Origin of the sequence: uncultured Tateyamaria sp. (assembly GCF_947503705.1) — a bacterium.
In the GTDB taxonomy this organism is placed as follows: domain Bacteria; phylum Pseudomonadota; class Alphaproteobacteria; order Rhodobacterales; family Rhodobacteraceae; genus Tateyamaria.
In genome coordinates, this window is the sequence record NZ_CANNES010000001.1 from 1,209,076 (window position 1) to 1,235,053 (window position 25,978).

At 58.8% G+C, this 25,978-nt stretch carries 27 protein-coding genes; 16 read left to right on the plus strand and 11 right to left on the minus strand.

Annotated features, from left to right (window positions below):
• Positions 1 to 50: 50 nt before the first annotated feature.
• Entirely contained in the window at positions 51 to 1,739 is a 1,689-nt protein-coding gene (locus Q1A44_RS05995) for an acyl-CoA dehydrogenase family protein (RefSeq protein WP_299621191.1), read from the minus strand.
• 158 nt (positions 1,740 to 1,897) lie between these two features.
• Here Q1A44_RS05995 and Q1A44_RS06000 point away from each other — a divergent pair, with 158 nt between their 5' ends.
• Entirely contained in the window at positions 1,898 to 2,665 is a 768-nt protein-coding gene (locus Q1A44_RS06000) for a sulfite exporter TauE/SafE family protein (protein WP_299621194.1), read from the plus strand.
• On the opposite strand, the gene Q1A44_RS06005 is transcribed toward Q1A44_RS06000, so the two are convergent.
• The gene (locus Q1A44_RS06005; RefSeq protein ID WP_299621198.1) at positions 2,662 to 3,021 is read right to left on the minus strand and encodes a helix-turn-helix transcriptional regulator; all 360 of its coding nucleotides are present in this window, start codon (positions 3,019 to 3,021) and stop codon (positions 2,662 to 2,664) included. The genes Q1A44_RS06000 and Q1A44_RS06005 overlap by 4 nt on opposite strands.
• Before the next feature lie 213 nt (positions 3,022 to 3,234).
• On the opposite strand from Q1A44_RS06005, the gene Q1A44_RS06010 reads away from it, so the two are divergent.
• The gene (locus tag Q1A44_RS06010) at positions 3,235 to 4,071 is read left to right on the plus strand and encodes a LysR family transcriptional regulator (RefSeq protein WP_299621201.1); all 837 of its coding nucleotides are present in this window, start codon (positions 3,235 to 3,237) and stop codon (positions 4,069 to 4,071) included.
• A gap of 116 nt (positions 4,072 to 4,187) precedes the next feature.
• Complete coding sequence (locus Q1A44_RS06015) at positions 4,188 to 4,868, plus strand: hypothetical protein (RefSeq protein WP_299621204.1); 681 nt, start codon at positions 4,188 to 4,190, stop codon at positions 4,866 to 4,868.
• 27 nt (positions 4,869 to 4,895) lie between these two features.
• Here Q1A44_RS06015 and Q1A44_RS06020 read toward each other — a convergent pair whose 3' ends face one another.
• Positions 4,896 to 6,494: a phosphoenolpyruvate carboxykinase gene (locus Q1A44_RS06020; protein ID WP_299621207.1), complete on the minus strand. Its 1,599-nt coding sequence runs from the start codon at positions 6,492 to 6,494 to the stop codon at positions 4,896 to 4,898.
• 349 nt (positions 6,495 to 6,843) lie between these two features.
• On the opposite strand from Q1A44_RS06020, the gene Q1A44_RS06025 reads away from it, so the two are divergent.
• From Q1A44_RS06025 to Q1A44_RS06055, 7 genes are all read left to right on the plus strand, one after another.
• Positions 6,844 to 7,545: a response regulator transcription factor gene (locus Q1A44_RS06025; RefSeq protein WP_299621210.1), complete on the plus strand. Its 702-nt coding sequence runs from the start codon at positions 6,844 to 6,846 to the stop codon at positions 7,543 to 7,545.
• Positions 7,546 to 7,590: 45 nt separating this feature from the next.
• Positions 7,591 to 9,279 carry a sensor histidine kinase gene (locus tag Q1A44_RS06030; protein ID WP_299621213.1) on the plus strand — a complete coding sequence of 563 codons (1,689 nt, stop codon included), beginning with the start codon at positions 7,591 to 7,593 and terminating at the stop codon, positions 9,277 to 9,279.
• Positions 9,280 to 9,288: 9 nt separating this feature from the next.
• Positions 9,289 to 9,711, plus strand: coding sequence for a serine kinase (locus Q1A44_RS06035; protein WP_299621216.1), 423 nt, complete (start codon positions 9,289 to 9,291; stop codon positions 9,709 to 9,711).
• The gene (rapZ, locus tag Q1A44_RS06040; RefSeq protein ID WP_299621219.1) at positions 9,708 to 10,601 is read left to right on the plus strand and encodes an RNase adapter RapZ; all 894 of its coding nucleotides are present in this window, start codon (positions 9,708 to 9,710) and stop codon (positions 10,599 to 10,601) included. Before Q1A44_RS06035 ends, rapZ begins: the two co-directional genes overlap by 4 nt.
• The gene (locus tag Q1A44_RS06045; protein ID WP_299621222.1) at positions 10,598 to 10,993 is read left to right on the plus strand and encodes a PTS fructose transporter subunit IIA; all 396 of its coding nucleotides are present in this window, start codon (positions 10,598 to 10,600) and stop codon (positions 10,991 to 10,993) included. The genes rapZ and Q1A44_RS06045 overlap by 4 nt, the downstream gene beginning before the upstream one ends.
• Before the next feature lie 5 nt (positions 10,994 to 10,998).
• Positions 10,999 to 11,268: an HPr family phosphocarrier protein gene (locus Q1A44_RS06050; RefSeq protein WP_299621225.1), complete on the plus strand. Its 270-nt coding sequence runs from the start codon at positions 10,999 to 11,001 to the stop codon at positions 11,266 to 11,268.
• A gap of 66 nt (positions 11,269 to 11,334) precedes the next feature.
• Positions 11,335 to 12,192, plus strand: coding sequence for a lysophospholipid acyltransferase family protein (locus tag Q1A44_RS06055; RefSeq protein WP_299621228.1), 858 nt, complete (start codon positions 11,335 to 11,337; stop codon positions 12,190 to 12,192).
• A 64-nt stretch (positions 12,193 to 12,256) separates the two neighbouring features.
• Here the strand turns inward: Q1A44_RS06055 and Q1A44_RS06060 are convergent, their stop codons facing one another.
• A complete protein-coding gene (locus Q1A44_RS06060) occupies positions 12,257 to 13,132 on the minus strand; it encodes a 3-hydroxybutyryl-CoA dehydrogenase (RefSeq protein WP_299621231.1) in 876 nt (291 codons plus the stop codon).
• Between the two features lie 157 nt (positions 13,133 to 13,289).
• Between Q1A44_RS06060 and Q1A44_RS06065 the strand changes: the two genes are divergently transcribed.
• A complete protein-coding gene (locus Q1A44_RS06065; protein WP_299621234.1) occupies positions 13,290 to 14,111 on the plus strand; it encodes a DUF6473 family protein in 822 nt (273 codons plus the stop codon).
• Positions 14,112 to 14,163: 52 nt separating this feature from the next.
• Here Q1A44_RS06065 and Q1A44_RS06070 read toward each other — a convergent pair whose 3' ends face one another.
• Together Q1A44_RS06070 and Q1A44_RS06075 are read right to left on the minus strand one after the other, a co-directional pair.
• Positions 14,164 to 15,090, minus strand: coding sequence for an FAD-binding protein (locus Q1A44_RS06070; protein WP_299621236.1), 927 nt, complete (start codon positions 15,088 to 15,090; stop codon positions 14,164 to 14,166).
• On the minus strand, positions 15,090 to 15,848 hold the full coding sequence (locus Q1A44_RS06075) for an electron transfer flavoprotein subunit beta/FixA family protein (RefSeq protein WP_299621239.1): 759 nt from the start codon (positions 15,846 to 15,848) through the stop codon (positions 15,090 to 15,092). The genes Q1A44_RS06070 and Q1A44_RS06075 overlap by 1 nt, the downstream gene beginning before the upstream one ends.
• Before the next feature lie 188 nt (positions 15,849 to 16,036).
• Here Q1A44_RS06075 and Q1A44_RS06080 point away from each other — a divergent pair, with 188 nt between their 5' ends.
• Positions 16,037 to 16,402, plus strand: a complete 366-nt coding sequence (locus tag Q1A44_RS06080; RefSeq protein WP_299621242.1) for a VOC family protein — start codon at positions 16,037 to 16,039, stop codon at positions 16,400 to 16,402.
• 3 nt (positions 16,403 to 16,405) lie between these two features.
• Here the strand turns inward: Q1A44_RS06080 and Q1A44_RS06085 are convergent, their stop codons facing one another.
• The 4 genes from Q1A44_RS06085 to Q1A44_RS06100 all read right to left on the minus strand — a co-directional run bounded on the left by Q1A44_RS06085 (position 16,406) and on the right by Q1A44_RS06100 (position 18,783).
• On the minus strand, positions 16,406 to 16,981 hold the full coding sequence (locus Q1A44_RS06085) for a cob(I)yrinic acid a,c-diamide adenosyltransferase (RefSeq protein ID WP_299621245.1): 576 nt from the start codon (positions 16,979 to 16,981) through the stop codon (positions 16,406 to 16,408).
• A gap of 3 nt (positions 16,982 to 16,984) precedes the next feature.
• Positions 16,985 to 17,194 (minus strand): twin transmembrane helix small protein, encoded by a 210-nt coding sequence (locus Q1A44_RS06090; RefSeq protein WP_299621248.1) that lies wholly within the window; start codon positions 17,192 to 17,194, stop codon positions 16,985 to 16,987.
• Between the two features lie 72 nt (positions 17,195 to 17,266).
• Complete coding sequence (locus Q1A44_RS06095; protein ID WP_299621251.1) at positions 17,267 to 18,100, minus strand: SDR family oxidoreductase; 834 nt, start codon at positions 18,098 to 18,100, stop codon at positions 17,267 to 17,269.
• Between the two features lie 56 nt (positions 18,101 to 18,156).
• Positions 18,157 to 18,783, minus strand: coding sequence for an SH3 domain-containing protein (locus Q1A44_RS06100; RefSeq protein WP_299621255.1), 627 nt, complete (start codon positions 18,781 to 18,783; stop codon positions 18,157 to 18,159).
• 223 nt (positions 18,784 to 19,006) lie between these two features.
• Here Q1A44_RS06100 and Q1A44_RS06105 point away from each other — a divergent pair, with 223 nt between their 5' ends.
• From Q1A44_RS06105 to Q1A44_RS06115, 3 genes are read left to right on the plus strand one after another with little or no spacing between them, the layout of a single operon-like run.
• Positions 19,007 to 21,301 carry a DNA topoisomerase IV subunit A gene (locus tag Q1A44_RS06105; RefSeq protein WP_299621260.1) on the plus strand — a complete coding sequence of 765 codons (2,295 nt, stop codon included), beginning with the start codon at positions 19,007 to 19,009 and terminating at the stop codon, positions 21,299 to 21,301.
• Positions 21,302 to 21,308: 7 nt separating this feature from the next.
• The gene (locus tag Q1A44_RS06110) at positions 21,309 to 22,574 is read left to right on the plus strand and encodes a DUF898 family protein (protein ID WP_299621403.1); all 1,266 of its coding nucleotides are present in this window, start codon (positions 21,309 to 21,311) and stop codon (positions 22,572 to 22,574) included.
• A complete protein-coding gene (locus tag Q1A44_RS06115) occupies positions 22,571 to 23,656 on the plus strand; it encodes a M48 family metallopeptidase (RefSeq protein WP_299621263.1) in 1,086 nt (361 codons plus the stop codon). The genes Q1A44_RS06110 and Q1A44_RS06115 overlap by 4 nt, the downstream gene beginning before the upstream one ends.
• Here Q1A44_RS06115 and Q1A44_RS06120 read toward each other — a convergent pair.
• Entirely contained in the window at positions 23,653 to 25,017 is a 1,365-nt protein-coding gene (locus Q1A44_RS06120; protein ID WP_299621266.1) for a cytochrome P450, read from the minus strand. The genes Q1A44_RS06115 and Q1A44_RS06120 overlap by 4 nt on opposite strands.
• 178 nt (positions 25,018 to 25,195) lie before the next feature.
• Between Q1A44_RS06120 and Q1A44_RS06125 the strand changes: the two genes are divergently transcribed.
• Positions 25,196 to 25,735 carry a hypothetical protein gene (locus tag Q1A44_RS06125; protein WP_299621269.1) on the plus strand — a complete coding sequence of 180 codons (540 nt, stop codon included), beginning with the start codon at positions 25,196 to 25,198 and terminating at the stop codon, positions 25,733 to 25,735.
• Positions 25,736 to 25,978 lie beyond the last annotated feature (243 nt).

Consider the following 25,978-nt stretch of genomic DNA (forward strand, 5'->3'; position numbering starts at 1 on the left):
GGAAACCGACACGGTTTCTGGCCCGATTTCCGTGTCGGAAATCGCCGCGCCTAGCCCAAGAGGCGGCGTGCGATGACTTGGGCCTGGATTTCAGCGGCGCCTTCAAAGATGTTCAGGATCCGTGCATCGCACAGCACCCGGCTGATCTTGTATTCCAGCGCGAATCCATTGCCACCGTGGATCTGCAACCCGTTGTCCGCTGCCGCCCAGGCCACGCGCGCACCCAGCAGCTTTGCCATGCCGGCCTCCACGTCACACCGCCGCCCCTCGTCCTTTTCGAAGGCCGAAAAATAGGTCAATTGCCGCGCCACCATGATCTCCACCGCCATCATCGCCAGTTTGTTGGCCACACGGGGGAAGTTGATCAGTGCCTTGCCGAATTGTTTGCGGTCCAGCGCGTATTGCATCGACAGGTCGAGGGCTGATTGCGCCACACCGATGGCGCGGGCCGCCGTCTGGATACGCGCGGATTCAAAGGTTTCCATCAACTGTTTGAAACCCTTGCCCTCTTCGCCGCCAAGCAGGTTTTCGCCCTTGACCTGAAACCCGTCAAAGCCCAGTTCGTATTCCTTCATTCCGCGGTATCCGAGCACTTCAATCTCGCCACCGGTCATCCCGTCGGTGGGGAAGGGGTTTTCGTCTGTGCCGGGTGTCTTTTCGGCCAGGAACATCGACAGACCCTTGTAGTCGGTTGTGTTCGGATCAGTCCGTGCGAGCAGCGTCATCACTTGGGTGCGCGTGGCGTGGGTTATCCAGGTCTTGTTCCCTGTAATGGTATAGTCGCCATCTGCGCCCTTGACGGCGCGGGTGCGCAGGCTGCCCAGGTCAGAGCCTGTGTTGGGTTCAGTGAACACGGCCGTGGGCAGCGTTTCGGCGCTGGCCAGTTTCGGCAGCCATTTCTGTTTCTGTTCTTCGGTGCCGCCCGCGATAATCAACTCTGCCGCAATCTCGGACCGGGTGCCAAGCGAACCCACGCCGATATAGCCGCGCGACAGTTCTTCGCTGACCACGCACATGGACGCCTTGGACAGACCAAAGCCGCCATATTCCTCGGGAATGGTCAGGCCAAAAACACCCATTTCGGCCAGCTCTTCGATAACCTCCATCGGGATCAGCTCGTCCTTGAGATGCCATTCGTGAGCAAAGGGTTCGACCTTTTCCACCGCATAGCGACGGAACTGTTCGCGGATCATCTCAAGCTCGTCATCAAGGCCCGATGTGCCCACCGTGATCTCGGCGCTGCGTTCTTGCATCAGTGCCACAAGGCGAATGCGCGCGGCTTGGGTATTGCCACCCTGGGTGAGGGCCTGGATTGCGGGCACCATCATGGCCCGCATGTCTTCCTGGCTCAGTCCCATGTCTTGCAGGCGCAGAACTTCGCCCTGGTTCATCTGGATACCGCCATAGATTTGCCAGAGGTATTCGCCAAAAGCGATCTGATGGATCAGGGCCTCGACCTCGCCGAATTTGTTATCGGCGTTCAGGGCCTCGGCCCATTTCTGCATCTGGCGTAGCGATTCGGCATATGTGGCCAGCCATGCCAGCCCGTGGGCGGCGGTTTGGTGCTGTTCGACCAGCGCGGCCGAGATGCGGCCGTCAACGGTCAGTTCCTTGCGCAGCCGGTTGCGCGCGATCTCGAAAACAGCGTCCACCGGCGCAATCGCAGCACCAGTCAGCGTCAGAAGATCATCAAGCAAAACGGGCGCGACATTGCCCAAATCCTGTCCGTCATGTGCCATTGCGCGGCTCCTCATTTCTGGTCTTGGCCGTCCTATCTATTTTGCAGGTGCAGCGCAACAAATATTCGTTTTGCTGCGGCCATTTATTCTATTCTTTCGCGTTGTCTTTTTGCAGTGCGGCGCTAGCAAGGGGCTATGCGCCCGGGTAAGACTGCCGCATGGATATATTTTTCAGCCTTTTGACCCCGGGCCTGTGGCTTATTGCGCTGAGTATCGCGGTATTGGGGGGCTTCGTCAAAGGTGTGGTCGGTTTTGCCATGCCGACGGTTGTGATCTCTGGCCTGTCCTCGTTCATCGCGCCCGAACTGGCATTGGCGGGGCTGATTCTACCTACGCTGGTCACCAATGGCACGCAGGCTTTGCGGCAGGGGATCGGCCCGGCATTGGCGGCGGCGCGGCGATTCTGGGTCTATCTTTCGGTGGGCGGTGTCGTTCTGGTGGCCAGCGCGCAACTGGTGCGGGTGCTGCCAATCGGGGTGATGCTGGGCTTTATCGGCTTTGCGGTGACGTTCTTTACCCTTGTGCAATTGGCCGGATGGGGCCTGCGCCTGGCACACCAAAGCCCGCGGGTTGAAGCGGTGATCGGTGTGATTGCAGGGGTTTTGGGCGGGCTGTCCGGTATCTGGGGGCCGCCTACGGTGATGTATCTGACCGCCCTCGGCACGGAAAAGACCGAACAGATGCGGGTACAGGGCGTAATCTATGGTTTGGGCGCGCTCGCACTTTTGGGCGCGCATATCGGCTCTGGTGTGCTGCGCGCCGAGACGCTGCCGCTGAGCCTGGCTCTCATTGCCCCGGCGTTGCTGGGGCAATGGGTCGGTGGTAAAGTGTTGGACCGGATCGATCAGGCCGCATTCAAACGGGCGACATTGCTTGTCTTGCTGATTGCGGGCCTGAACTTGATCCGGCGGGCGGTTTTCGCTTAGGACGCGCGGCGTGCGACGGTGAGGCCGGACACGTCTTCGATAAAGGTCACGATACGCGACTTGATCTTTTCGTCTTCGATGGCGGCCAACGCGTTCACGATGTCCAGGCCATTGTCGCGGCGCGGTGTCGGATCGGCGTCTACGATACCTTCGAAAAAGTAAGAGGTCGGCACGTCCAGAATGCGCGACAGCTCAAACAGGCGGCTGGCTGCGATGCGGTTCGATCCAATCTCGTATTTCTGGATCTGTTGGAAGGACAGTTGCAGGCGCTTGGCCACATCTGTTTGCGACATCCGCCGCAGCGTACGAATTTGTTTCAGCCGTTTACCTACATGAATGTCCACGTCGTGTGCCATTGACCAATTACCTCCGGTTGATTTGTTTCAAGAGTGATCGGCGATCAGACGATTTCGTTCAATTGACTAGTTTTGTACCTTTTGCACACGTAAATGTTGCATTGATGTATGATTGTTTTTACCGTAATGTGTTATTGATAATACATTAGGGGATTCCTCTTGAACGCGCCTGTGACCGAATTCCGGGATATGAACCAACCGTTGCTGTTTGAGATGATCCGCTCATTCACAACTTTGGCGCGTACTTTGAACCTGTCCCACGCCGTGGCCGAGCTGCAAAGCACCCGCCAAACCGTCCGCCGCCATATCTCTCAACTCGAAGAGTTGCGCGGCGAGCGCTTGTTTGACGTCATCAACCGCCGCTATGAGTTGACGCCCGAAGGCGAGGCAGCGCTGCCCTCGGCCTTGTCCCTGCTGGGGCACGGGCGGCTGTGGCTACGGGGTCAGATCAAGGACGTGGATGGCCTGATGGGCATGTCCTATGAGGACGGCAAGGGCTGGTACTACTATCAGCAGCAACTGCCCATTAACACTGCCTGGTCCAACTCTTCGGCCCTCATGCGCACGGCCATTCGTTGCTGGGCAGAGACGGATGGCGCACTGGAACACCCTAAAATGAACGCGATCCGGCCCTATGTGCTGATCTATCGCGACACGGCGGCGGGTTGGATCTGTACCGAAGTGGGGGAGCGGTCATTCTATTCCAAATGGTGGGGTTGGGCCAATGCGCGCAGCTCTGTCGGTCGGTCCCTTGATCAGTTCCCCTTTGGGCCCGAACTTGCCCGCGTCATGGACGTGCCGCTGCGCGAAGTGCAGACCACCCATGGTATGCGCATCGATCAGGTTGTGACCCGTGTGCCGCGCACCTCCGGCGGCGAGCCTGAGCACCTTGTTTTTGATCGTTTGCTGCTGGGATGTCAGATGCCGGACGGCAGTTTTGCCCTCATGGTCATCGTCGATCGACCGGATGTGATTCGGGTAAATGGGCTGGATCAATCAGCGCTAGAAGAGATGGCGGAGGACGTTTACATTAATTTTAGTAATATTTAAGCAGTATTGGGCGTTTCGCCTTACATCCGGTACACTCGCTTCATCTTATACGAGAAGGAGAGAGTCGGGTGACGTTCCACAATATGCATTTTGGCGAAAGATTCGTCGCTTCCAGCATGAGGCTTTTTGCAGCCCATGGATTAACGCTGCGCGTTGGATATGACTTTCAGCAGTATAAATCCCTGCTGGAAACGGCGCGGCCGGGGCATACGATCGGGGTTCCGTTTGACCCCGACCAGCATGATTTCAGCGATGGTTCCGCGTTCTGGATTGTTGCAACAGATCAGCAGGGCGCAGTCGTCCACACCCAGACCCTTCGTTTGCTGAATGTGACAGGCATCAGTCTGGCCGATCATCTGACTGCCCATTTTACAGACTTTCCGCCTCCTTCCATGGCGCTCGATTTGGACAAGTCCAACTATAGGGCAGGTCCTGGCGCGCAGCGTATGACGGGCCGCATTGCCTATCATGGTGAATTCTGGATCGGAGGGGCGCCCGGCCAGTTCCGAGGCAGTGGTGTGTCGACCGTTCTATGTCGGTACGGGTTCTGGATGGCGATGCAGCATTGGGACCCGGACCATATGTTCGCTTTCATGTTGAACACGGTTGCCTACAAGGGCCTGGCCGCCCGCACCGGTTGGATGCACAGCGACCCGGCCGCCTTGCAGTGGTTCCCCGCCAGCGGGCAGCCCCCGATTGAAACCGTGCTGTCCTATCTGCATCGCGGAGATATCGAGTATCTGCTCGATCTGCCGATTGCGCAGCCGATGATGGAACCCGCTGCGCAAGCGGCCTGATCGTCAAACGGCCGAGCGAGGCCGCCGCTATCCGATAGCGGCGGCTTTCACGTCCTCGTCGATATAGGGCAGGTACTGTTCGAAGTTGTTGGAGAACATGTCGACCAGTTTTGCGGCCTGCTTGTCATAGGCGGCGGCATCGTCCCAGGTCCGACGTGGATCGAGCAGGATGTCAGCCACACCCGGCACGGACACAGGCACTTCGAACCCAAAGTTGGGGTCTTTGCGGAAATCACCCGCCGCAAGTGTCCCGTCCAAAGCCGCTGTCAGCAAGGCGCGGGTCGCCCGGATCGGCATCCGGCTGCCCGTGCCATATGCCCCGCCGGTCCAGCCTGTGTTCACCAGCCAGCAAGCAGCACCGTGTTTTGCGATCTTTTCCTGCAACAGCTTGCCATAGGTTTCGGGGCGGCGTGGCATGAACGGCGCACCGAAACAGGTGGAGAATGTGGGCTCGGGCTCTGTCACGCCCCGCTCTGTTCCGGCCACTTTGGACGTAAATCCGGACAAGAAGTGGTACATCGCCTGTGCGGGTGTCAGCCGCACGATCGGGGGCAGAACGCCAAAGGCATCGCAGGTCAGCATAATGATATTCTTGGGATGGCCGCCCAAAGCAGAGCTGGACGCGTTCGAAATATAGTGCAGCGGATAAGCGCAGCGCATGTTGGCCGTCAGGCTATCATCCTCAAAGTCGAGGTCCTTGGTATCGAGGTCAAAGACCATATTTTCGATCACCGTGCCGAATTTTTCGGTTGTGGCGTAGATTTCAGGCTCGGCCTCGGCGCTCAGGTTGATGGTCTTGGCATAGCAGCCACCCTCAAAGTTGAACGTGCCCCGGTCGGACCAGCCATGTTCGTCGTCGCCAATCAGGATGCGGCCCGGGTCAGCGGACAACGTCGTCTTGCCCGTGCCCGACAGGCCAAAGAACACGGCGGTATCCACCGGGTTGCCATGGGCGTGGTTGGCCGAGCAGTGCATGGGCATCACGCCGCGGTCAGGCAGCAGGTAGTTCAGTAGGGTAAAGACCGATTTCTTGTTCTCGCCCGCATATTCCGTGCCACCGATCAGGATCAGCTTGCGGTCAAAGTTCATCGCAATGACGGTCTCGGACCGGCAATTATGCTTGGCCGGATCGGCTTGGAACGAGGGGCAGTTGATCACGGTAAAGTCCGCGAGGAAGTCATTCAGGTCCTCGGCATCGGGACGGCGCAGCAGGTGGCGGATAAACAGGCCATGCCAGGCCAGTTCGGTCACCATTCGGACGTTGATGGAATAGCTGGGGTCAGCCCCACCGGTCAGGTCCTGAACGAAATAATCGCGGCCCTTCATATGCTCGATCATATCGGCATAAAGAGCATCGAACCCTTCGGGTGACATCTCTGCGTTGTTTTCCCACCAGATCGTATCGGCGACGCTGTCGGTCTTGACGACGTGCTTGTCCTTGGGCGACCGGCCCGTGAACTTGCCGGTGGTCACCAGAAAGGTGCCGCCCTTGCCCAATGTGCCCTCTTTGCGGGCCAGGGCCTCTTCGATCAGGGCAGGTTCGATCAGGTTGTAATAGACATTCCCCAGCCCTGTGATCCCTTGATCTTCCAGCTGAAACTGCGGGTTTACCCGTCCAAATGTCATGTGGTGCTCCTGATCCCGCCCATCGGCGTTCCGTGTAAGAGGATGCCCGAAGGCAGTGTGAAACCGATGCAGAGTCGCGTCGGTTTTCTGGTCTTAACATGCGGATTCACAAGGTGAACAGGCAGCTTTGTCTCAGTTAGCGCCATCATGGCGAACGGTTGCGCAAACAGGCGGTCCCGGCGGTACACCCAAAGCGGGAATGTGCGATAATTTAGTCATTACTAACCAATTTCTGGCGATGGTTGGCCGGTAATCCTTGGGTGATTCGCACTTATGGATTGATTCGAAAGGCCAAAACCGGGACAATGAAGAAAAAATAACGATCATGAGCAGTATAAGGAAACAGGCAATGTCCAAGATTGCATTGGTGGACGACGACAGGAATATCCTGACGTCTGTGTCCATGACACTTGAGGCCGAAGGCTTTGAGGTTGAGACATATAACGACGGCCAGGCGGCGCTTGATGCCTTTAACAAGCGCCTGCCAGACATGGCAGTGCTGGACATCAAGATGCCCCGCATGGACGGCATGGACCTGTTGCAGCGGCTGCGCCAGAAAACCGCAATGCCTGTGATTTTCCTGACGTCCAAGGATGATGAAATCGACGAGGTGCTGGGCCTGCGCATGGGCGCAGACGATTATGTGAAAAAGCCGTTTTCGCAGCGTCTCTTGGTTGAACGCATTCGCGCACTCTTGCGCCGCCAGGATGCCGTGGCTTCCGAAGAAATTGGCGTCACCGAAGAGACAAAGGTGATGGAACGCGGCGATTTGCGGATGGATCCACTGCGCCATGCGGTCAGCTGGAAGGGCAACGATGTGTCCCTGACGGTCACTGAATTCCTGCTGCTTCAAGCGCTTGCCCAGCGTCCCGGCTTTGTGAAGTCACGCGATCAGCTGATGGATGTGGCCTATGACGATCAGGTCTATGTGGATGACCGCACCATCGACAGCCACATCAAACGCCTGCGCAAGAAAATGCGCACAGCGGATCAGGAATTCTCGGCGATTGAGACGCTTTACGGCATCGGCTATCGTTATAACGAAGAATAATGCGCGCCTTGCGCGGCATTGGCCAAGGGGACATTCGTGCGTGACATGAGCACCCCACCATCGCGCGACGGGGACGTTGTGCTTGGGGAGGACTGGGTTGCGCCCGAGCGCGTGGCCCCGTCAGAGATGCGCGACACGCGTGCCCGGCGCGGGCGGTTCTCTCTGCGCGCGTCACCCCTGACCCGCAAGATCGTCTATTTCAACCTGATCGCATTATATGTGCTGGTCGGTGGTATCCTGTACCTCAACTCAACCCGTGACAGCCTCGTTGATCAGCGGATCTCCACTCTGGTATCCCAGGCGGAGTTGATCGCTGACGTGATGGAGGCGCAGTTGCCATCGGGTGCCCCTGTGAACCTCGCGACAGGCGATGGGATTGATGTTTCAGGCACCTTGGATGGCCTGGATGTCCGGATTGGTCATGACGTCTATGTCTTTGATACCGCCGAAGAGTTGATTGCCCAAACGCAAGGGCAATTGGAACCTTTGCTGCCTGAACGGCAGACTGGAAACGACAGCGCGTTTCTGACTGACAGCCTGAGCTGGGTGTGGGGTATCGTTTCAGCGCCCTTTGCCGCGGAGCCGGCCCCTGCGATTGCCGTTGAAGACCAGCTTCGCGAGCTTGTTGCGCAGTCGTTGGAGGGACGTACACAGATTAGCGATGGCCTCGACACAAGCGGCGGCAAGCTCTTCAGCGTCGTAACGCCGATTATACAGAACGATGTTGCTGTGGGCGTCGTCGCCTTGACCAGTGCCTTGGGCGAGATCGACAACCTTGTGCGCAGTGAACGTGAACGCGTATTGCAGATGTTTGTCATCGCCACACTTGTGTCCATCGGCCTCAGCCTCGTGCTGGCCTCGACCATCGCAAATCCGCTGGCCGATCTGGCGGCCGCCGCCGAACTGGGACGCGACAAGAATGCCCGCAAGGTAAACCCGGGCCGCATCCGTATCCCCGACCTGACCGCGCGCCCGGACGAAATCGGTCGCCTCTCCGGTGCTTTGCGCGGAATGATTGCGGCCCTGTATAATCGGATTGACGGCAACGAACAGTTCGCCGCCGATGTCGCCCACGAGATCAAGAACCCGCTAGCCTCGCTCCGCTCTGCGGTTGGCACACTGCGGATGATCAAGCGTGAGGATCAACGCGAGAAACTGTTGGATGTGATCGAACATGACGTCCGCCGGTTGGACCGATTGGTCAGCGATATTTCAAACGCCTCGCGCCTCGACAGCGAGTTGGTGAAGGAAGAGGAAGAATCCTTTAACCTTCTGCAAATGCTTCAAAATCTCGGCCAGTATCTGGGGGAAGACGCACGCGGCAAAGGCATTGAGTTCATCACCGATCTACCCGCGCAACCGGTCGAAGTTCAGGGCCTAGAGGCCCGTTTGGCGCAGGTCTTTGTCAATCTGATCACCAACGCGATTTCATTCTGTGAAGAGGGCGACGCGATCCGGGTTTGGGCCCGCAAACGGGAAAACCGTGTCCTGATCGTTGTCGAAGATACCGGGCCCGGTATCCCGGATCAGGCGCTGACCAAAATTTTCAAACGGTTCTATTCGCAGCGTCCCGATGAGCACTTTGGGAACAACTCTGGCTTGGGTCTTGCGATCTCCAAACAGATCGTCGAGGCACATGGTGGCGTGATTTGGGCCGAGAACATCCGCCCAACCGACGCTGACATCACGTCCGAACCGCTCGGCGCCCGATTTGTTGTGGGTCTTCCCGTCTAAAGGTCTGTCATGCTGGAAACCTTGCTCCACGCGAATGCGGTTGCCGTGGACGGGCAAGGGGTGTTGATTACAGGTGCGTCTGGCAGTGGAAAATCCAGTCTGAGCTTGCAGTTGATGACCCTTGGGGCGCAGTTGATTGCTGACGACCAAACCCAGTTGCGCCTCATGAGCGCTCAGGTCTGGGCCAGCTCACCGCCCACCACGCGCGGCCTGATCGAGGCGCGCGGCGTGGGAATCCTAACTGCCGATCCGTGTGAGGCACCCATTGCCCTTGTGATTGACCTTGATCTGCTTGAGACAGAACGCCTGCCACAACGGCACAGTGTCACTTTGTTGGACCGACCCATCATTTGCCTTCACAAAGTGGACAACCCTGCTTGGCCTGCGGCGATTATGCAATATCTGAAAGGGTCTCGAAGGGATCCGTCATGACCGCAGAAACGCCCACCCATCGCCGCCTTGTGCTTGTCACTGGCCCGTCCGGCGCGGGCCGCTCCAGCGCTATTCGTGTGCTCGAAGATCTTGGATATGAGGCCATCGACAACATGCCGCTTCGCTTGTTGCGCCCTTTGTTGGATAATCCGGGCACTGACGCGCCTCTCGCCTTGGGGATCGATCCGCGCAATCGCGATTTTTCAGTCACCGCGATCATGGACGCGTTGGGCCAGATTGCGGCGCTGCCTGATCTTGTGCCTGAACTGCTCTATCTTGATTGCAGCACCGATGTGCTCTTGAATCGGTTTTCCGAAACGCGCCGCCGCCATCCTCTGGCCGCCTCCGATCGGGTGGAGGCAGGCATACACAGAGAGCTTGAATTGTTGGCCCCGCTGCGCGCTCGGGCCGATGTGCTGATCGATACCTCAGCGCTCAATGTTCACGAGTTGCGCACCGAGGTCGAACATTGGTTTTCGCCGGGTGATCAAAGCCAATTGGCTGTTTCGGTTCAGAGCTTTAGCTATAAACGCGGGCTGCCACGCTCGGTCGATATGGTGTTTGATTGCCGGTTCTTGAAAAATCCATTCTGGGACCCGGATTTGCGGGCAGGAACAGGCAAGGATTCAAAAGTTCAAACCTGTATCCAAAGCGACCCGCGTGCCGCCCCCTTTGAGGAAAAAGTGCGGGATATGGTGCAGTGGTTGCTGCCCGCCTACCTCGAAGAGGGCAAATCCCACCTCTCTGTCGCCTTCGGTTGCACAGGTGGGCAACACAGGTCGGTGGCAATGGCAGAAAGCTTGGCAGCGGCCCTTGCGCAGTCGGGCTGGCAAGTGTCTATTCGCCATCGCGAGTTGGACCGCCGCAAACGGGAAGAGGCAAAAGTTTGATCGGCATAGTGATCGTGGCCCACGGAGGCCTTGCGGGCGAATACCTCAAAGCCATCGAACATGTCGTTGGTGCCCAACGGGGCGTGCGCGCCATTGCCATCGAAGCCGATCATGACCGCCCAACCAAAGAAATCGAAATTTGCCGCGCGGCGGACGAGGTGGATACCGGGGATGGCGTCGTGGTTGTCACGGACCTGTTTGGCGGTTCGCCCTCAAACCTGAGCCTCTTGGCCTGCCAACCTCAGAACAGGCGTATTCTTTACGGTGCCAACTTGCCGATGTTGATCAAGCTGGCCAAAAGTCGCCAGCTTGAATTGACCGATGCCGTGCGCGCAGCCCTGGATGCGGGTAAGAAGTATATCGATAGCCAGAATATCAGTGCGGACACATAACACAGATGACCCAATCCTCTCTCAAAATCGTTAACGTCAAGGGATTGCATGCCCGTGCATCTGCCAAACTGGTCGAGGTGGTTGAGGCCTTTGATGCAAACGCCACCGTATCCAAGGATGGTATGTCTGCATCAGGTGACAGCATTATGGGTCTTTTGATGTTGGCAGCGCCCATGGGAAGTTTTATTGACGTTGAAACGTCCGGGCCGGACGCAGACGCCTTGATCGAGGCGCTGTCGGCGCTGGTCGCAGACAAATTCGGTGAAGAGGCCTGATCAAGCGATCAGCCGCTTTGAGCGTCAAGATAAGGTGGCAACCCTTTGGTGGACCATACGCATAACATGACCAAACTGGCAAAGCCCGAGACGGTGAGCTTTGCCAAATATGATCGCAGCAGCTTGTCCTATGCCTCGACTTTCGAGGACCCCCGCAAGGCGGCGTTCATCCGGGTTATGGAGGCGCTGACAGGCAAGCTGACGATCCTGCGGTTGATCCGCAAGTTCGAGCGCCAAGGCGCACCGAAGGGCCAGGCGTTTTGGCGCGCGTGCCTCGATGTGATGGGCATTGAGCTGACAACACCGCAGGCCCAGTTGGACCGCATCCCCAAGGAAGGTCCGGTGATCATCGTTGCGAACCACCCGCATGGGATGGTCGATGGCATGATTTTTGCCGATCTCATTGGGCGTGTGCGTCCTGATTACCGCATTCTCACCCGCTCGCTGTTGACGTCTATCGACGAGGTGGCGGGCAGCTATATGATCCCGGTGCCGTTCCCACATGACGACGACGCGCAGCGCAAGGGCGTTGAAATGCGTGCCAAGGCGATGGCACACCTCAAGGACGGTGGTGTCGTCGCGCTGTTTCCCTCTGGCGTGGTTGCTGTGTCGGACACCTGGTGGGGCCCGGCCGTCGAAGGAGAGTGGAACGTCTTTACGGCGCAGCTTATCCGACGTTCCGGCGCGACCGTTGTGCCGATGTTCTTCCCGGGCCAAAACAGCCGCGCCTACCAGATAGCGAACAAGCTTTCGCCGATGCTGCGTCAGGGTCTGTTGCTGCACGAGATCGTACATTCGCTGAACAAGCCTCAAGGACCGGTTGTGGGCCATCCGCTGGATCGCGACTTTGTCGATGGATTCAAGGATGATCCGCGCGGCTTCATGGCGTGGTTGCGCACGCATACCCTCGACCTCAAGGACTAGGGTCAGCCAAGCGCGCTGGTGGAAAATGACACATTTTCCAGCCGTTTTCCGACACGGAAAACGATCACCGCGTCGGCACGGGGGTTTCTCCGCGGTAATCGTAAAATCCACGTTGTGACTTGCGCCCCAGCCATCCCGCTTCAACATATTTCGTCAGCAGAGGGCAAGGGCGGTATTTGGTGTCGGCCAATCCGTCATGCAGCACATTCATGATCGCGAGACAGGTGTCCAACCCGATAAAGTCGGCCAGTTCCAGCGGCCCCATCGGGTGGTTGGCCCCAAGTTTCAGGGATGAGTCGATGGATTGGACCGAGCCCACACCTTCATAAAGGGTATAGACTGCCTCGTTGATCATTGGCATCAGGATACGGTTGACGATGAAAGCAGGGAAATCTTCGGCACTGGCCGATGTCTTGCCGAGCTTGTCCACGACAGTCTTGCAGGCGTTGAACGTCTCGGCGTCTGTTGCGATCCCGCGGATTAATTCGACCAGTTGCATCACCGGCACCGGGTTCATGAAGTGAAAACCCATGAATTTTTCGGGGCGATCCGTCCGACTGGCCAGCCGTGTGATCGAGATGGACGACGTGTTCGACGTCAGAATCGTATGGGGCTGCAGATGCGGTACCAGATCCTCGAAAATCGCCTGTTTGATCGTTTCACGCTCGGTCGCGGCCTCAATCACCAGATCGGTGGCCCCAAGGTCCGTCGGGACTTGCGTGGTCGCAATACGGTCCATTGCGGCGGCTTTGACATCGGCGCTGATTTTGTCACGGCTGACCTGGCGTTCGAGGTTCTTGTCGATGGTGGCCACCGCGGCCTTGAGCGCATCGCCAGAAACATCCGTCAGCATGACGTCATAACCGGCTAGCGCCATCACATGGGCGATCCCATTGCCCATCTGTCCGGCGCCTACAATTCCAACGGTTTTGATGTCCATGCCGATCCCCTTTGTCTGCCGCCGTACCATAGGGCGCGCGCCACAGCAGGGGCAAGGGCAGGTGCGCCTTGAAATGGCCATGATCTGTTAGGGAAACCGAAAGGGCATCCGCGCAATATCCACATCGGGTGAGTTAACATATTTGAGAGTGGGTATCATGAGTTTCGATGCATTGAGTCCGGGGGGGCTCGACTATCTGCCGTGTCGCTACGGCAGTTCCAAAATCCTGTTCCGGGGTCCGCGCAGGCCCTTGGACAGTCCTTATATCGCGTTTTTTGGCGGCACGACCACATATGGCAAGTACATCGCGACACCTTTCCCGGATTTGGTGGAGGGCGCATTGGGCACCACTTGCATCAACTTTGGCTGTGTGAATGGCGGTATCGACCTTTATGCGGCTGATCCCTATCTGCGCGAGGTGGCCAACAGTGCCAGCGTCACGGTTATCCAAGTCACCAGCCCGCGCAACATTTCGAACCGGTTTTACCAGGTGCATCCGCGCCGCAACGACCGGTTTGTCGAGGCGTCCGCCTTGTTGCGCGCCATATACCGCGAGGTGGATTTCGCCGAATTCAACTTCACCAACCACATGCTCCAACGTTTGCAGCTCATCTCGCCTGAACGCTTCCTCGCCGTTGTCGAAGAGTTACAGGCCGCATGGCGCGCACGCATGCGCCTAACGCTCAGCCAGATGTCAGGCAAGACAATCCTGCTTTGGGCCAGCGGTGCGCCACCGCAGGACACAGCCCTTGATATCGACCACGATCCGGCCTTTGTGACGCGGGCCATGGTGGATGATCTGCGGCCCATGGTGACAGAGGTTGTCGAGGTTGTAGCTTCGCCTGACGCAAAGGCGGCGGGGACCGAAGGAATGGTGTTTGCCGATATGGATGCGGCAGCGGCCAAGACGATGTTGGGCCCGCAAATGCACCGGGAGGTCGCGGATGCCTTGGCGAAGACACTTGACCAGATGATATGAAAAAAGCCCGCCGGTTGGACCGGCGGGCTTTGTCACTTCATGGAGAGATGACTTAAAGCTTGGATACCAGCTCTGGCACAGCGTCAAAGAGGTCTGCAACCAGGCCATAGTCGGCAACCTGAAAGATCGGTGCTTCCTCGTCCTTGTTGATGGCAACGATGATCTTGCTGTCTTTCATGCCGGCAAGGTGCTGGATCGCACCCGAGATGCCAACCGCGACGTAAAGATCAGGGGCCACAACCTTGCCTGTCTGACCCACTTGCCAGTCGTTGGGGGCATAACCCGAGTCCACCGCGGCGCGCGATGCGCCAACAGCGGCACCCAGTTTGTCGGCCAGCGATTCAATCAGGGCAAAGTCCTCTTCGGAGCCGACGCCACGTCCGCCGGACACAACCACGCCTGCCGACGTCAGTTCAGGACGATCGCTTGCGGCAACCTTATCCTCGACCCAGGACGACAGGGCAGGATCAGCGGCTGCGCCAATGGTTTCCACCGAAGCCGAACCGCCGGTTTCCGCTGCATCGAATGTGGACGTACGGAAGGTGATCACCTTCTTGGCGTCGTTCGACTTCACCGTCTGGATCGCGTTACCCGCGTAGATCGGGCGCGTGAACGTGTTGGCGTCAATGACGCTGATCGCTTCGGAAATCACCATAGCGTCCAGCAGGGCCGCAACGCGTGGCATCACGTTCTTGGCGTCTGTGGTCGCGGGCGCAACGATATGCTCATAGTCGCCTGCCAGCGACACGATCAGGTCCGCCACCGGCTCGGCCAGACGCTTTCCATAGAGCGCGTCTTCGGCGCACAGCACCTTAGCCACGCCTTGAATGGTCGCGGCCTCGGCTGCGGCGTCCGCACAGGTTGCACCCGTGGCCAGCACGGTCACGTCGCCCAGGGCGGCGGCGGCTGTCACGGCTTTGGCGGTGGCGTCCATTGCCAGTTCGCCATCATTGATTTCTGCCAAAAGGAGTACGGCCATTACACTGCTCCTGCTTCTTTGAGTTTCTCGACCAGTTCGTCCACGGAACCGACCTTGATGCCTGCAGCGCGGGCCTCGGGCTCTGTGGTGCCGATGATCTCCAGACGCGGGGATGCGTCCACGCCATAATCAGCGGCAGTCTTTTCATCCAGCGGCTTGCGCTTGGCCTTCATGATGTTGGGCAGCGACGCATAGCGCGGCTCGTTCAGGCGCAAGTCCACGGTAATGACGGTGGGCATGTTGACCTCGATGGTCTGCAAGCCTCCGTCCACTTCGCGTGTCACCTTGGCCTTGTCGCCCGCAATCTCGACCTCGGAGGCGAAGGTTGCCTGGCTCCAGCCCATAAGGGCCGACAGCATCTGGCCGGTGGCGTTCATGTCGTTGTCGATAGCCTGCTTGCCGCACAGCACGAGGCCGGGCTGCTCTTCGTCGATGATCCCTTTGAGGATTTTGGCGACGGTCAGCGGCTCGATGTCGGTGTGTACGTCGTCAGCGGCAATCACCAGAATGGCGCGGTCCGCACCCATGGCCAGGGCCGTGCGAAGGGTTTCCTGCGCTTGTTTGACACCGACCGAGACTGCGATGATCTCTTCGGCCTGACCAGCCTCTTTGAGGCGGATCGCCTGTTCGACGGCAATTTCGTCAAACGGGTTCATCGACATTTTCACGTTGGCAAGATCGACACCTGAACCGTCCGCTTTGACGCGCACCTTCACGTTATAGTCAATCACGCGTTTGACGGGCACCAGCACCTTCATGAGCGTTCCTCTCTCAATATTTTTCGACTCGTTTATGACGAGCGAGTTAGTCAGTCCGGGACGGTTTACCTAACCCGTCGTCACGGAAACAGCGTAAAATCGTCACGTCACATCAAATTGGCGGCGTCTTTGCCCCAGAATGCGCGCGGATCGGAAACGTGGTACACTCGGAAAAAAGGAAAACGCTGATGGAACGTGTTCTTGGATTTGGCGGATTATTTTTCCGGTCGCAGGCACCAAGTGACCTTGCGGTGTGGTATCGCGACACGCTTGGCATTGATTTGGTCCCCACCGCTGCCGATCAAATGCCTTGGATGGCCGAGGGCGGGGCAACTGTTTTTGCCCCTTTTGCCGCGGATACCGATTACTTTAGCGCAGATAAGGCATTCATGCTGAATTTCCGAGTGGCGGACCTGACGGCGATGATCGCCCAGCTTGAGGCCGCGGGGATCGCTGTGAAACGGTTGGATGACATGCCGGGCATCGGCAAGTTTGCGCATCTTGCCGATCCGGAAGGGACCCCCATCGAATTGTGGGAGCCGGAAGCAAGCTAGTTGCTATGCACGGTTGGCGCCCGGAACCCACAGCACGTCATCCTTGCCGCCATTGTTGGCGATGCGTCCCGCGACAAAGAACCAGTCGCTGAGACGGTTGAGGTATTTCACTGCGGCCGGATTGACCGCTTCCATCGTGGCCAGTTCCACGGCCAGTCGCTCGGCGCGGCGTGCCACGGTGCGACACACATGCAGATGCGCAGATAAAGCCGTGCCTCCGGGCAGGATAAAGCTTCGCAGCGGTTCCAGCACGTCGTTCATCGCGTCAATCTCTGCCTCCAGCCGTGCGACCTGGGCGTCGGCCATGCGCAGCGGCGGATACTCGGCTTCGGCGTCTTTTTCCATGTCAGGGCGGCACAGATCCGCGCCCAGATCGAAAAGGTCGTTCTGAATGCGGCTGAGCGCCGTGTCCACATCACCCGAGGCCTCAAGGCGGGCCACGCCAACAAAGCAGTTCAGTTCGTCCGAGGTGCCATAAGCCGTAACGCGCATCGCATGTTTGGCCACGCGCGCGCCGTTGCCTAGGGCTGTTTCACCGGCATCACCGGTTTTGGTGTAAATCTTGTTCAGGACAACCATCGGTCATTCCCCCCCGTTCTGGCGCAGCAGTACGTAAGCCACGATCAGTAGCACTGCCACGAATTGCGCGCCGATCCGGTACCGCATCAGCTTGTTTGAGTTTTTCTGCGCCCAGCCAGAGCCCTTGGCAAAACCGCCAAGGCCCAGCATCAACACCACCATCACCGCAAGGCAGGCCAGTATGATCAGGATGAAAAGTGGGTCTTGGGCCATGGCCGTTGTCCTTTTTGGTCGTCTGTTAGGGCTGACTTAGGTGGGCCACCCGCAAAAGCGAACGCTTAGTTGTCACCCGCGCGATAAAACCCAATCTAACGCTCGCGTGGGCAGGATGCGCCGCAAGGCGCCCATAAGATATGTGGGCGTCGTTACATAATAGCGGGGTCTGGGCCGTGGCGCCTCGATGGCGTGCACCAGTTTGTGCAACACCGCGTCGGCAGGCAGTTCGAACGTATCGGGCGTCTGCCCCAGGGAATAGAGCCGTTTGAGCAACTTGCTGCGATACTGCTCAACACGGGCTGACGCCTCCCAATCGATCCAGCGCTCGAACTGTTTGATCGAGTTGGCGCGAAAATCACTCGTGATCGGGCCGGGCTCGATGAGAATGACTTCGATATCGGTGTCCCGCATCTCAAGGCGCAGAGTATCGGTCAGGCCCTCAAGGGCGAATTTGGTGGCGTTGTAAGCGCCCCGCCAAGGCATGGTAATAAAGCCCAAAACCGATGAACATTGCACGATCCGGCCATGCCCTTGTGCGCGCATCACGGGGATGACCTGACGGGTCAAGTCGTGCCAGCCAAAAAAGTTGGCCTCGAATATTGTACGCAGTGCGTCAGTTGGCAGGTCTTCGACAGCGCCGGGAATGGCAAAGGCGCCGTTGTTGAACAGCGCGTCCAGCGTTCCACCGGTGGCGTCCAGCACTTCGGCAAGACCAGACACAATCGTTTCGGCGTTCTCGTAGTCGATCAGCGGGCTCTCAAACCCCTCCGTCTTGAGGCGCGCGCAGTCTTCTGCCTTGCGACAGGCGGCAAAGACGCGCCAGCCGCGTGACCGCAACCCGTGGGCGCAGGCATGACCAATGCCCGTGGAACAACCTGTTATGAGAATGGATTTGTGTTGCATCACGCGCGCCCGAGTTTTTCAGGCCGCAGTCATAGCGGTCTCGTCGCCCGATGCAATCAGCCTTCGCTGAGCAGGAAGTCCGCCATCCAACCGACGGGGCCACCATTGACGGGGCGCAATTTCACCCAACCGTCACCGGGGTCTTGCAGGATTTCCACCTCGTCGCCGCGCACCATTCGGTTCACAACGGAAAAGTTCGTGCCGGGGCCGCCGCGCACATTCACGCTATTGCCAGAGACTGAGCGAATTTCGACGCCCAGCGGTGTCACGGGCTCTTCGTTGCTGAAATCTACCGGCGTGATCACCACAGCATCTCCCAAAAGGCTGGGCAAGATAATGGTCGGCTCTTCTTCACTAACTGCGGCCAGGATCGGTGTTGTGACTTCTTGCACGGCGGAGGCTTGCACGGCGGCGGCGGGCGCAGGCGCAACGACTTGCGTTTGTAAGGTCCGCTCGGGGCGCATGACGTCCTGCACTGTCGACAGGTTCAAGGCGACGCGGGTGACGTTTTCGGGCAGGACAGGCTCGGCCTGTGCCACCACGGCGTCCAATGCTTCTTCCTGTATCTCAACTGGAGCTTCGACGCGCGCCATGCGCGTTGCCTCTGGATCAAATTCGGCGCCGCCACTCATCTCGTAGAACGCGAAACCCAGAAACCCAAATGTGATGATGATCAAACGCATCGAACCATATCCCCCCAACAGAACTATATCACCGGTGCAGCTTGGTGATGTACTGTGCCTACCAAATCGCAACGTCTCTCACACTGGAAAAGTTCCGCAATTTTTCCCCTCAATCCGAGTTGTGGTGTGAAAGCAACGACATGTGTGCTTTGTCGTGCCGTCAGAATACCGTCAGGCGCGATGGATGCTTGTTCCTGACAAATCCCTTGGCTACACAGCATCTATGTCAGATCAGGCCGACGCCCCCAACATGGACCTTTCCGAACCGCTGCGCCGCGCATTGGGCGAGCGGTATCTGACCTATGCGCTCAGCACGATCATGCACCGCGCGCTGCCGGATGCGCGCGATGGTCTGAAACCGGTGCATCGCCGCATTTTGTACGCCATGCGGGAATTGCGCCTGTCTTCCTCCGGGGGATTCCGTAAGTCGGCCAAGATTTCGGGCGACGTGATGGGGAACTACCACCCGCACGGTGACGCTGCGATCTATGATGCCATGGCCCGCCTCGCGCAGGATTTCAACGTGCGCTATCCGCTGGTCGACGGGCAGGGTAACTTTGGCAATATCGATGGCGATAACCCAGCCGCCTCGCGCTATACCGAAGCGCGGATGACAGCAGTGGCCGAGGCGCTGCTGGACGGTCTAAACGAGAACGCCGTTGATTACCGCGAGAATTACGACGGCACTCTGACAGAACCGGTTGTGCTGCCCGCGCAGTTCCCGAATCTGTTGGCCAATGGCTCCAGCGGGATCGCGGTGGGTATGGCCACCAATATCCCGCCCCACAATATTGCCGAGCTGTGCGACGCCTGCCTGCATTTGATCAAGACACCGGATGCACGCGACGACACGCTGTTGAACTACGTGCCAGGTCCCGATTTCCCGACCGGAGGCATCATTGTCGAGCCGCCCGAAGCGATTGCCCAGGCCTACCGCAGCGGCAAGGGCGGTTTCCGTCTGAGGTGCCGATACGAGGTTGAGGATTTGGGTCGGGGCCAGTGGCAGATCGTGGTCACCGAGATCCCCTATCAGGTCCAGAAGTCCAAATTGATCGAAAAACTGGCCGAGCTGATCCAGACAAAGAAAATCCCGATCTTTGGCGATGTGCGCGACGAATCGGCCGATGATATTCGCCTCATCATCGAACCGCGTTCCAAGAACGTGGACCCCGATGTGCTGATGGGCATGCTGTATCGCAACTCGGACCTTGAGGTTCGGTTTTCGCTGAACATGAACGTACTGATCGACGGAGTGACCCCCAAGGTCTGTTCGATGAAGGAGGTGCTGCGCGCCTTCCTGGATTTCCGCCGTGAAGTTCTGATCCGGCGCAGCCAGCACCGGATGGAAAAGATCGACCACCGCCTTGAGGTGTTGGAGGGGCTGATCGTCGCCTTCCTCAACCTTGATCGCGTGATTGACATTATCCGCTATGACGATGATCCGAAGGCCGGCCTGATGCGCGAGGATTGGTCGATTGATCACCCCCGCGCCATGAGCGAGGCGGACTATGTGTCCCCCGCGCCCGGCGACGGAGAACTTAGCGAGGTGCAGGTCGAAGCGATCCTGAACATGCGCCTGCGATCCTTGCGTCGCCTCGAAGAGGTTGAGTTGCTGCGCGAACAAGCAGCGCTGATGGAAGAGCGCGCGGGCCTTGAGGACTTGCTGGAAAGCGAGGAGCTGCAATGGGATGCCATTTCAACCCAATTGAAGGCCAGTAAAAAACAGTTCGGCAAGGATTGGCACGGCGGCGCGCGCCGCACGACCTTTGCGGAGGCCGGTGCGGTCGAGGATGTGCCCCTTGAGGCGATGATCGACCGTGAACCCATCACCGTGGTGTGCAGCCAGATGGGTTGGATCAGGGCCATGACCGGCCATATCGACTTGAGCCGCGAGTTGAAGTTCAAGGACGGTGACGGCCCGCGTTTCATTTTCCATGCCGAGACGACCGATCGGTTGATTGTGGTTGGCTCCAATGGGCGGTTCTATACCCTGTCAGCGGCGACGCTGCCCGGTGGGCGCGGCATGGGCGAGCCGCTTCGCCTAATGGTGGACCTGCCCAACGAAGTAAAGATCCACAGCATCCTGACCCATGCGCCGGGCCGCAAGTTGCTGGTGGGCTCGACCTCGGGCGATGGTTTCGTGGTGCCCGAGGACGAGGTTATCGCCCAGACCCGCACCGGCAAACAGGTCCTGAACGTCCGTGGCGATGTGAAATTGGCGGTGTGCAAGCCGATCACGGGTGACGCAGTCGCCGTTGTGGGCGAGAACCGCAAGATGCTGGTCTTTGGCCTGAACGAACTGCCCGAGATGGCGCGCGGCAAGGGTGTGCGGCTGCAAAAGTACAAAGACGGGGGCCTGAGCGATGCAACCACCTTCACCCTGGCAGAAGGGCTCAGCTGGCTCGACCCCGCAGGACGCACCCGAACCGAAGCCGACCTCGCCGAATGGCGCGGCAAGCGCGCCGGTACCGGACGCATGGCGCCCCGCGGCTTCCCCAGAGACAACAAATTCACCTGACGGTGCCCTGACCGTCCGGTTCGCGGGTCAGCGTGGCGCGGTCTTTTGGCTGGCCCTCAAAACCGGCTTTTGGTCAGTGCTCACACTGGGATTTTATCGCTTTTGGATGAAGACCCGCCTGCGTCGCTATTTCTGGGGCTCGATCCGCCCCGGTGGCCATCCCATGGAATATGTGGGTGACCCATGGGAGAAACTCCTGGGCTTTTTCATCGCCGTAGTGATCCTCACATTCTACATCGGGGTGGTGAACCTGCTTTTGATGTTCATTAGCTTTTCGGTTTTTGATGGGAACGTGGCGGGGTATTTCCTCAGTTTTCTGGGGGTGATCCCCTTATGGTTCTATGCCCGCTATCGCGCTCGGCGTTATGTGTTGGGACGCACCCGCTGGCGCGGCGTGCGCTTTGGGTTAGAGCCAGGGGCCTGGGGCTATGCCTGGCGGGCTTGCGCCCATTGGCTGGTGACGGTCTGCACATTGGGCATCCTGTGGCCGCGCATGACGTTCTACCTCGAAAAGTACCGCACGGACCGGACGTTTTTCGGCTCTGCCAAACTGTTGCAAGGCGGGCGATGGACGATGCTGTATCGTCCGGCGCGCCTGCTGATTGCGGTGCTGGTGGGATGGGTGGCTTGGATTGCCTGGATCGGTTTTCTTGATCCAATGGGCCAGGTTGTCGCCCTTTTTGTTGATGCGATGGCACAAGAGTTTTTTTCCTTTGACCCGGGCCTCGCAAAGGAGGTCGAAACCACCAGCGGCCTGTGGCGGCTTTGGCTGCTGATCCCGTTGGTGCTCGGCCTCTATCTGGGTGTAGTACACTACATCTTTGGCGCACGCCGGATGATGGCCAATCACAAATCTGCGCCGGGTGTGACCTTTGCCTCTGATCTGCGCACGGGGCGGGTGGCCGGGATTTTTGCCCTTGGGTCTTTCCTGGCCTATCTGGTCCTGTTCTTGGGGATCATCCTGATGGGAATGCTGTTGTTGCCGTTGGCTGGCCTTGAGGTGATCCAACAGGTCACCGGGCAAAAAGCCGCGTCATTCGATTTGCCGAGATCGGTCACGGTTGCAGTGTCTGTCGTGATCTATTTCACCATCTTTTTGCTTTGGTCGGTGGTCTACAACACCTTTGTCACCTTCCCGCTAATGAAGCATATGGCGACTACGATAACACTGCCCACCCATGATGGTTTGGCCGAGATCAGCCAGGTCAAGCGCGATGAGTTTGCCGAGGCCGAAGGGTTCGCCGAGGCTCTGGATCTGGGGGCCGCCATATGACGCAGGCCTTTTACTTTGATGGCAATGTACCGAAGCCCCAAGTGGTCGAGGTAAAATCAAGCCTCGATGATCCCAACCTTATCCTGTCGCGCGACGGGGCCGAAGATGTCTTGTGGCTGAAAAAGGATGTGCGGGCTGTCGATGATCTGCCCAAGGGTGCGGATATGGTGCTCCGCCTGACCTCCGATCCGGTGGCGCGCTTGCACGTACCACATGCTTCAACGTTGCCGTTTTTGCCCAACCTGACCAAACGCGCGCCCCCCAAGGGGCGCGGTCGTCTGGCGATGTGGGCGTCCGGCGCGATCGCCGCGGTGGCCTTCCAGATTGTCGTATTGATCCCGCTGATGGCTGATCAACTCGCCAATATCATCCCGCCCCATGCTGAACGTGCGCTGGGCGAGGCGACGCTTGAACAGATACGCAGCGCCATGGGCAACGATGTGCGCGGCCCGTTGGCCATGTGCGAAAAGCCCGAGGGCCGTGCAGCGCTTGACCAGATGATGGCGGCCTTTGCACCCTCATTGCCCGATAACGTCGAAGTGTCGGTGTTTGTGCTGAACCACCCGATGGTGAATGCCTTTGCCTTGCCGGGCGGCAATGTTGTCTTCTTTCGTGGCCTGATCGACGCGGCACAATCGCCTGAGGAAGTGGCTTCTGTTCTGGCCCATGAACTGGGCCATGTTGTCAGCCGCGATCCCACCCGCCACGCCCTGCGTTCTGCAGGAAGTATAGGGGTGCTGGGCTTGCTCTTTGGAGACTTTGCAGGCGGTGCCTTGGTCTTGTTCCTGACAGAGCGGCTGATTGATGCCAGCTATACCCAGGCGGCCGAAGCCTCTGCCGATCTTTTTGCCCATGAGGTGCTGGAACAGGCGGGCGTGTCGCCTGCGGCCTTGGGGGACATGTTTGAAAGACTGCGCAGCCGGTATGGCGACAGAAAGGGCGTCGTGGCCCATTTCCTGTCCCATCCCAGCCTGTCGGAACGGATCGACACGGCCCGGGCTGCCGCCCCCGAGGATGGTGCCTGGACGCCAATCCTGAACGACGCGCAATGGGATGATCTGCAAGCGATCTGTCAGCGTTAGACCGGTTCCGCCATCAGCCAGACGCCCCCTTGAGGTCGCAACGTCAGGATCATCACCGGCTCCGGATCGCGACCTGGAACAGGGGTGTATTTGAACCGGCTGAGCAGGGTGGCGAGGATAATGACCGCTTCTTGCAGGGCAAAGGATGCACCAATGCAGATGCGTGGCCCATCGCCAAAAGGCAGATAGGCATAGCGGTCGATTGCCTTGCGGTCCGCGAACCGCTCCGGCCGAAAGGCGTCGGGCGTGTCCCACAACAGATGGGAGCGATGCAGCGCATAGATAGGAATGATGCAGGTGTCGCCCTTGCGGATTTTCGTTCCGCACAGCGTGTCGTCGGCCATGGCCGTCCGCGATACCATGCCCGCAGGCGGGTAAAGGCGCAGGGCCTCGTCGATGATTTGCCGGATAAAGGGCAGGCGCGCCACGTCCGCGCCAGTCGCTGCGCGCCCTTGCAGCACCGATTGCGCCTCGGCCCGGGCGCGCTCCTGGGCCTCTGGATCAAAGGCCATCAGGTACATCGACCAGGCCAACGTCAGCGCGGTGGTTTCGTGCCCGGCCACGATGAAGGTGAGTAGATTATCGCGCAGTTCGGCTGTCGTCATCTTGCGGCCTGACTTGGGGTCTTCACCCTCCAACAGCAGATCCAAAAGGTCGGGTACGCCGTCGGGGCCTCGGGCCGCCCGGGCGTCAATAGCTTGATCCGCCACAGTTTTCATATCGCGCATGCCCTGGCCCGACATGATGCGTCCTGGACGGGGCACCCAGTCCGGCGCGCCAATCACGTCAAACAGGGATACTTTGCCCGCCTCAGAAATATAGTCGTCGATGGCACGGTGGACGATGTCGCGGTCAAAGCTCTCATCGCTCGAGAACGTCACATCGGCAATCACGTCAAAGGTGGCTGTCACCATTTCGTCCAACAGATTCACCGCTCTGGGGCCCGCAGCGGCGATGCGATCCGTTGTCCGCTCTGCCGCGCGCGACATGATCGGGGCCAGGTTCATCACGTTTCGGTGCGAGAATACGGGTGCTGCCGTGCGCCGTTGCCAGCGCCAATGCGCGCCCTCGGCAATGAACAGCGATTCGCCGATGGCGGGTTTCAGCAGGTTCTTGGTGACGATGGATTTGGGATATTGATCCAGCCGGTCCAGCAGCATTTCGCGGATGGTGGCGGGATCGGTGATCATGTGCCACCGCTTGCCGGTGACGCCCGATACGATGGGTTGGCGGGTCGTCATCTCGGGGATGGCCTGCAACAGGTTGGTGCGCATCACCTTGAGGCTTTTCCAAATCCCCCAGGCGTCATTGACCAGATCAACGCGCACCGGGATGCGTTGGGGCAGGGCGGTATCGGGCATTGCGCACTCCATTGTTACCTGTCGATATAGGCGCTGGCAGAGCTGCGGCAATTGCACCTGTGACGCAGCTGCGGTATCGCAAGGGCAAAGCCGTTAGGGGAGAAGGCATCAAATGCTGCGTTGGTTATCTGGGTTTGCCCTGTTGTTGGTATTGGCTGCATGTGGTGGAAGTGCTGACTTGGATGAGGCGCCCGTGCCTTTGGGTGACTTCAATCTGGTGCACAATATCGTCGTCGCCCCAAAGGCACAGCGCGGCCCGCTGAGCCGCAAGGCCAGCGAAGAGCAATTGGTCGAAACCATGAAAAGCGCGATTGCAGAGCGCTTTGACCGCTATGACGGCAACCGCCGTTACCATTTCGGCATCTCGGTCGAAGGCTACGTTCTGGCGGTGCCCGGCGTCCCGGTTGTTCTGGCTCCCAAGTCGATCATGATTATCAACCTGACGGTCTGGGACGATGCCGCAGGCAAAAAGCTGAATGACCAGCCCGAGCAGATCACCGTTGCCGAAACCTTTGGAACCGGGGCTGTTGTCGGGTCGGGCTATACCCTCACTGCGCAACAGCAATTGGAACAGCTCAGTGAGAATGCCGCCAAGGCGGTTGAGCGGTATCTGGTCAAGCAACAGGCGGAGCAGGGCTGGTTCAAGTCATCCGCCGCGCCCGAGGGCACAGCGGCGCCAGCACCCGACGCTTCGAACGGAGTGGTTCCGGCCGAGTAAGTCCATAGCTCCGACCCATTGGGCCCGGAGGCGTTTTGGCGTTGAAACAGTGGCACCGGTTGCGTTGCTGCCGAGACTGCTTGATTTCCGTCCTCATCCACAATACATCGCGCGCGGAAGCGATACGGGGCCATATGGCCCATAACCAAAAAGGGCGTCTGATAAGATGGCAAAGGCAAAGTTTGAACGTAACAAACCGCACGTAAACATTGGCACGATTGGTCACGTTGACCACGGCAAGAC

What these genes read in the sequence shown, in the direction of transcription:
- Q1A44_RS05995 (WP_299621191.1), bottom strand. Translation starts at nt 1,739, where the DNA reads ATGGCACATGACGGACAGGATTTGGGCAATGTCGCGCCCGTTTTGCTT.
- Q1A44_RS06000 (WP_299621194.1), top strand. Translation starts at nt 1,898, where the DNA reads ATGGATATATTTTTCAGCCTTTTGACCCCGGGCCTGTGGCTTATTGCG.
- Q1A44_RS06005 (WP_299621198.1), bottom strand. Translation starts at nt 3,021, where the DNA reads ATGGCACACGACGTGGACATTCATGTAGGTAAACGGCTGAAACAAATT.
- Q1A44_RS06010 (WP_299621201.1), top strand. Translation starts at nt 3,235, where the DNA reads ATGATCCGCTCATTCACAACTTTGGCGCGTACTTTGAACCTGTCCCAC.
- Q1A44_RS06015 (WP_299621204.1), top strand. Translation starts at nt 4,188, where the DNA reads ATGAGGCTTTTTGCAGCCCATGGATTAACGCTGCGCGTTGGATATGAC.
- Q1A44_RS06020 (WP_299621207.1), bottom strand. Translation starts at nt 6,494, where the DNA reads ATGACATTTGGACGGGTAAACCCGCAGTTTCAGCTGGAAGATCAAGGG.
- Q1A44_RS06025 (WP_299621210.1), top strand. Translation starts at nt 6,844, where the DNA reads ATGTCCAAGATTGCATTGGTGGACGACGACAGGAATATCCTGACGTCT.
- Q1A44_RS06030 (WP_299621213.1), top strand. Translation starts at nt 7,591, where the DNA reads ATGAGCACCCCACCATCGCGCGACGGGGACGTTGTGCTTGGGGAGGAC.
- Q1A44_RS06035 (WP_299621216.1), top strand. Translation starts at nt 9,289, where the DNA reads ATGCTGGAAACCTTGCTCCACGCGAATGCGGTTGCCGTGGACGGGCAA.
- rapZ (WP_299621219.1), top strand. Translation starts at nt 9,708, where the DNA reads ATGACCGCAGAAACGCCCACCCATCGCCGCCTTGTGCTTGTCACTGGC.
- Q1A44_RS06050 (WP_299621225.1), top strand. Translation starts at nt 10,999, where the DNA reads ATGACCCAATCCTCTCTCAAAATCGTTAACGTCAAGGGATTGCATGCC.
- Q1A44_RS06055 (WP_299621228.1), top strand. Translation starts at nt 11,335, where the DNA reads ATGACCAAACTGGCAAAGCCCGAGACGGTGAGCTTTGCCAAATATGAT.
- Q1A44_RS06060 (WP_299621231.1), bottom strand. Translation starts at nt 13,132, where the DNA reads ATGGACATCAAAACCGTTGGAATTGTAGGCGCCGGACAGATGGGCAAT.
- Q1A44_RS06065 (WP_299621234.1), top strand. Translation starts at nt 13,290, where the DNA reads ATGAGTTTCGATGCATTGAGTCCGGGGGGGCTCGACTATCTGCCGTGT.
- Q1A44_RS06070 (WP_299621236.1), bottom strand. Translation starts at nt 15,090, where the DNA reads ATGGCCGTACTCCTTTTGGCAGAAATCAATGATGGCGAACTGGCAATG.
- Q1A44_RS06075 (WP_299621239.1), bottom strand. Translation starts at nt 15,848, where the DNA reads ATGAAGGTGCTGGTGCCCGTCAAACGCGTGATTGACTATAACGTGAAG.
- Q1A44_RS06080 (WP_299621242.1), top strand. Translation starts at nt 16,037, where the DNA reads ATGGAACGTGTTCTTGGATTTGGCGGATTATTTTTCCGGTCGCAGGCA.
- Q1A44_RS06085 (WP_299621245.1), bottom strand. Translation starts at nt 16,981, where the DNA reads ATGGTTGTCCTGAACAAGATTTACACCAAAACCGGTGATGCCGGTGAA.
- Q1A44_RS06090 (WP_299621248.1), bottom strand. Translation starts at nt 17,194, where the DNA reads ATGGCCCAAGACCCACTTTTCATCCTGATCATACTGGCCTGCCTTGCG.
- Q1A44_RS06095 (WP_299621251.1), bottom strand. Translation starts at nt 18,100, where the DNA reads ATGCAACACAAATCCATTCTCATAACAGGTTGTTCCACGGGCATTGGT.
- Q1A44_RS06100 (WP_299621255.1), bottom strand. Translation starts at nt 18,783, where the DNA reads ATGCGTTTGATCATCATCACATTTGGGTTTCTGGGTTTCGCGTTCTAC.
- Q1A44_RS06105 (WP_299621260.1), top strand. Translation starts at nt 19,007, where the DNA reads ATGTCAGATCAGGCCGACGCCCCCAACATGGACCTTTCCGAACCGCTG.
- Q1A44_RS06115 (WP_299621263.1), top strand. Translation starts at nt 22,571, where the DNA reads ATGACGCAGGCCTTTTACTTTGATGGCAATGTACCGAAGCCCCAAGTG.
- Q1A44_RS06120 (WP_299621266.1), bottom strand. Translation starts at nt 25,017, where the DNA reads ATGCCCGATACCGCCCTGCCCCAACGCATCCCGGTGCGCGTTGATCTG.